The organism is Micromonospora endophytica (assembly GCF_003236305.1).
In the GTDB taxonomy this organism is placed as follows: Bacteria; Actinomycetota; Actinomycetes; order Mycobacteriales; family Micromonosporaceae; genus Micromonospora; species Micromonospora endophytica.
This window is the reverse complement of the sequence record NZ_POTX01000331.1, coordinates 1-5,051: the sequence shown is the minus strand read 5'-3', so window position 1 is coordinate 5,051 and position 5,051 is coordinate 1. Positions and strand designations below refer to the sequence as shown.

The window sequence follows — 5,051 nt, the reverse complement described above, 5'->3', positions numbered from 1 at the left end:
GGACGCGGTACTCGCCACCACCAGCTACCGGGAGTGGCTTGCCCGCTGACAGCCAGGCCCGGCGGCCGGCACCCGACGGGGTGCCGGCCGCCGGCCGGGTCGGCCGGTGCGGCTCAGCCGGCCGACCCGGGCGGCGCGCTCGCCTCGTCACCGGCCGCCAGCGCGGCGGCCAACTGGTCCCGCCCGGTCACGCCGAGCCGCGGATAGATGTGGTCCAACTGCGAGCCGACGGTGCGGTGGGAGATGAACAGCCGTTCCGCGATCTCCCGGTCACTCAACCCCCGCGCGGCCAGGGTCGCGACCTGGAGCTCCTGCGCCGACAACCGCTGGCTGACGTTCGCGTAGCGGTGGTCGCTGGCCTCGCCGGAGGCCCGCAGCTGCTCGCGCGCCGCCGCGGCCCAGGGCAGGGCGCCGAGCCGGTCGAACTCGTCGCGCGCGGTGCGGAGCAGGTCGCGGGCCTCGAGGCGGCGGCCCTGCCCGCGCAGCCGGCGGCCGTGCGACAGGCACAGGCGGGCGCGGGCCAGCCGGCAGCCGGCCGGGAGTGCGACCAGCGCCGCCCGGTAATGCCGCTCGGCCTCCTCGTCGGGGGCGAGCACGGCACTGGTGTACGCCTGCGCCGTCATCATCATCTCCGACGGCAGCAGCCGGGCCAGCTCGGGCAGGTCGGCCAGCAGCTTCCGGGCCGCCCCGACCGTGCCCGCGGCCACGGCGGCGTCCGCAAGGTCGGGGGCCACCAGCCAACAGCTCACCGAATGGTGGTGCTGGTCGACCGGGTCGAACACCCGAGCCAAGAGGTCGTACGCCTCGGCCGCGCGACCGGCGAACAGGGCCAACAGCCCGTCGACCTGCTGCGCCATCACGGTGGCGAACGGCATGTGCGGGAACAGGTCGGCGGCACGCAGCTCGGCCACCAGCCGCGCCGCCGCCACCGTCTCCCCACGCAGCGCCGCCACCAGCGCCGCCGTGGCCGTGAGCCCCAGCAGGGCGATGGTCTCCCCGGTCTCCTTGGCCAGCAGGTAGCCCTCCTCGGCGTCGGCGCGTGCCTGATCCAGCTGGCCCAGAAAGATCCGTGGCCACGATCCGGCCAGTGAGCGGGCGAGCAGCCCGAGGCGGCCCTGCGACCGCCAGACGGCCGCCGCCTGCTTCAGATGACGGGTGGCGGGGGTGAAGTCACCGAGGACCATCCCGGCGGTGCCCAAGAAGTGCGGCCGCAGGCCATCCTGCGGGTCCGGCCCGACCCGGCCGAGGCGAGCGACCACCTCGGCGCCGTGCCGGTACGGCTCGGTGTAGGCCCGTACCGCCAGCGCGTGGGCGCTGTCGGGGTCGGTGTCCCACCGGTCCAGCTCGCCGCCCGTCCCGGCCCGGGTGCGCGCGTCGCCGTCCTGGAAGAAGCACCGGGCCGCGGCCCGCCACAGCAGGTTCTCGGCGACGTCGCGCGCACCGTGGTCGTACGCTCCGGCGGCGCTCGAAACCATGTCCCGGATCCGGCGGTGTGGCTCGTCCGGCTCGAAGGCGGCGTTGTCGGACACCAGCAGCAACCGGGCGCGTTCGACCGGGCCCAGCACGCTCATGTCCGCCCGGGCCAGCAACATCCGGGTCTGGTGACGGTCGTTGAGGTCGCTGGACAGCTCGGCGGCCCGGACCAAGATCCGGGTCCGGCGGCGGACGTCGCTCACCAGTCCCGCCGCCCGGCTCAGCGCCGGCACGGCAGCGGCCACCTTGCCGACGGCCTGCGAGCTGTCGGCGAAGCGTTCGAGCCGGTCGGCCAGCTGTTCGTCGGGGCCCAGGGTGGCGGCGACGAGATGGGCGAGCTGACGTTCCGGCACGTCGCCGAGCGCCGCGGCCAGGGCCCGGTGTACGGCGAGCCGCTCGGTCAGCGTGGCACGCCCGTAGACGGCCGAGCGAATCAACGGATGCCGGAACTCCGGCCGGTCCTCGACGAACGTCACCAGCCCCGCGCCGACGGCCTCGTGCAGCACATCGCCGGTCACCGCCGAGCCGGCCAGCCCGCCCGACACCGCCAGCAGCCGGGCCGGCGCCGCCATCGGCTCCGCGGCCATGACCAGCAGGAACGTTCGGCAGGCCGGGCTCACCTCGTCGGTGCGGGCGGCGAAGGCCGCCTCCAGGCGCTGGGTCAGCGGCAGATGCGCCGTACCCTGGTGTGCCTCCTGCACCGCCTTGGGCAACTCGACCAGTGCCAGCGGATTGCCTGCGGAGCGCTCGAGGATCAGCTCCCGCACCGACGGCGGAAGGTCCGGGGCGCCCGCGTCGAGCAGTTCGGCCGCGGCTGTTCGGCCCAACGGTTCCAGCCGCAGCTCGGGCGGGGTCAGCGCCGGTCTCCAGTCGGCGCCGTCGGAGCGGGCGGCGCACACCACCAGGATGGGGTGGTCGTGGGTACGCCGGGCGACGAAGCTCAGCACCTCCCGGCTGGAGGCGTCGAACCACTGCAGGTCGTCGCAGCGCAGCAGGACCGGTTGCCGGTCGGCGACGTCGGCGAGCAGCTCCAGCACGGCGAAGGCGACCCGGTACGCGTCGGGTTGGCGCTCCGCGCCGCCGAACGCGCCGTTCAGGGCCGATCGGTGCGCCTCCGGCAGCTCCTCGATGTGCTCGGCGACCGGCTGCAACAGCAGGTGCAGCGCCGCGAAGGGGAACCACCGCTCGGTCTCCACCCCGGCGGTCGACAGGACGGCGAAGCCCCGGTCGGCGGCGTCGGCCGCCACCGTGCGCAGCAGTGCGGACTTGCCGACCCCCGGCGGACCGTGGATCAGCAGGGTGTGCCCGTGTCCGGCCGCCGTCTCGGCGAGCAGCCGGCGCAGGCTATCCCGCTCGGCGTCCCGGCCCACCAGCACGGGAGCGGCGCCGGCCGCGGCGAACCGGCTCCGGTCGGCGTCCCGGGCCGGCTCGACCGGGGCCGGGTCCTCGGCCCGGCCGACGTCGGCCCTGGTTCGGTCCGGCACGGGCGGCGCGGTGGTGGTCGCGATGCGCTGGTGCAGCAGCCGGTCGTACGTCTCGCGCAGTTCCGGGCCCGGGCTCACCCCCAGCTCGTCGCGGAGGCGGCGGCGCAGGCCGCGGAACAGGTCGAACGCTTCCGCCTGCCGGCCGTCGGCGGCGAGGGCCAGCAGCAGGCGGGCCTGCAACGCCTCGTCGAGCGGATTGTGCCCGGCCGCCTGGCGCAGCGCCGGAATGACCAGACGTGCCTGCCCGGCAGGCAGGGCGGCGTCGGCGGCGTCTCGCACCGCGTGGGAGCGTTCGGCCTCCAGGGCCACGAAGGTGGGGTGGGTGTGCGAGATTGGCTCCAGCCCGGCGGCGCACCGGCCCTGCCACAGCGACAACGCGTCGACGTAGTGGCGTACCGCTCGGCCGGGGTCGTCGGTCTCCCGCGCCCCGACCAGCAGCCTGCGGAAACGCAGCAGGTCGAGGGACTCCTCGGTGACCCGCAGCTGGTAGCCGGCGGCCTGGCGAATCAGGTAGGCGCCGGTGGCGCGGACCGGTAGGTCGGGCTCGATCAGCCGCCGCAGCGCGCCGATGCAGCGGTGCACGACGTTGACCGCGCTCGGCGGCGGGTCGTCGTCCCAGATGGCGTCGACCAGTTCGGACACGCTGACCACCGATCCGGGCCGGGCCAGCAGCATCGCGAGCACGACTCGCTGCTGACGGGCACCGAGGTCCAGGTCGGCCGCCCCGCGTCGGAGACGTACCGGGCCGAGGATGCTGAACCGAACGTCCGTCATGGTCGGGCGGTGCTTCCGTGCTCCGGCCAGCGCCGGCCGTCGGGAACCGTTCCCATGTCGTCCTCCGTTCTCCGCGTTCGCCAGCCGAGACAGGACCGCGGACCGGGTTGTGACAGCACCTGGTGTGATCCAGGCCATAGTTTCTCGGGTCTGGCGGGCCGCACCGGAAGGTCACTGCGGGCCGCACTCCTTCGAAACTCGTTCAGAACTGGGCCTTCCTAGCGTCGGGACAGACGACAGTCACCGACCAGGAGGCATCGATGTCCGAACACGTTGGAGAAAACCACCCAGGCCCACCCGGACCACCTCGCCGACTTCCTCGATGTCCGCGACCGGCTGTTGCGCATCGCGCGGCGCATCGTCGGCGACCGGTCCGACGCGGAGGACGTCGTGCAGGACGCCTGGCTCCGCTGGCATCGCACGGACCGCACCGCGGTGCGGAACGTGCCGGCGTTCCTGTGCCGGACCACCACCCTGTTGTCGATCAACGCGACCCGGACCGCGCACGTGCGGCACCGGAACCCGGCGGACTCCTGGTCGGTGGAGCCGGTGGACCCGGGCGACGACCCCGCGACGGTGGTGGAACGCACCGAGGAGCTACGCGCCGCGATCCGGCTGCTCGTCGAGCGCGTCACCCCCCGCGAACGCTGCGCCTACCTGCTCCGGGAGGCGTTCGGCTATCCGCACCGGCAGATCGGGGAACTGCTCGGGCTCACCGAGGCCAACGCGCGCCAGTTGACCCGCCGGGCCCGGGCACGTCTGGCCGGGGACCGTGGCGCGCCGGCGTCGCCGGTGGAACAGCTCCGGCTGCTTGCGGCGTTCGCGGAGGTCACCCGCACCGGCGACCCGGCCGCCCTCGTCAGGGCCGTCAACGCCCCGTCAGGTGGGCCGATCCCCATCGACAATGGGCGTCCGAGAGCCCTGTCACTCGCCGTCGGGGGCTGAGGTGGGGGAGTGGGGCCGTTCTGTGGCATCCGTGACGGCGGCGATCTTGTCGTGGTTCATCATCCACAACAACTGGTCGATGCCGGCTTCGGAGGCGGCGACCGTCACCAGGCCGACCAGCGCGCCGTCTCGGTGGATGACCGCGCTGGTCTGCCCGTTCGTGGTGACCCACCGCAGCTGCACGCCGTTCCAGAACCAGGTCGAGAACGCCGCCACGTACCGGGCCACCCGGTTCGCGCCGACGACTGCCCGGCGGGAGACCCGGCGTGCGCCGTTGCCGTCGGAGACGCTGACCACGTCGGCGGTGAACAGCCGCTCCAACGCCGTCAGGTCGCCGGTGCGGGCGGCGGTCAGGAAGGTGGCCAGCAGCCGCCG

At 74.3% G+C, this 5,051-nt stretch carries 2 protein-coding genes and 1 pseudogene; 1 reads left to right on the top strand and 2 read right to left on the bottom strand.

All coding sequences use genetic code 11. The annotated features are described in order from the left end of the window. Nucleotides 1-113: 113 nt before the first annotated feature. A complete protein-coding gene (locus tag C1I93_RS33005) occupies nt 114-3,731 on the bottom strand; it encodes an ATP-binding protein (RefSeq protein WP_111246308.1) in 3,618 nt (1,205 codons plus the stop codon). A gap of 273 nt (nt 3,732-4,004) precedes the next feature. On the opposite strand from C1I93_RS33005, the gene C1I93_RS28235 reads away from it, so the two are divergent. Continuing rightward, nucleotides 4,005-4,676, top strand: coding sequence for a sigma-70 family RNA polymerase sigma factor (locus C1I93_RS28235; protein ID WP_111246307.1), 672 nt, complete (start codon nt 4,005-4,007; stop codon nt 4,674-4,676). Here the strand turns inward: C1I93_RS28235 and C1I93_RS28230 are convergent. Then, nucleotides 4,656-5,051: pseudogene (locus C1I93_RS28230) on the bottom strand (RNA polymerase subunit sigma-24); the annotation flags it as partial. The gene C1I93_RS28235 and the pseudogene C1I93_RS28230 overlap by 21 nt on opposite strands.

What these genes read in the sequence shown, in the direction of transcription:
- C1I93_RS33005 (WP_111246308.1), bottom strand. Translation starts at nt 3,731, where the DNA reads ATGACGGACGTTCGGTTCAGCATCCTCGGCCCGGTACGTCTCCGACGC.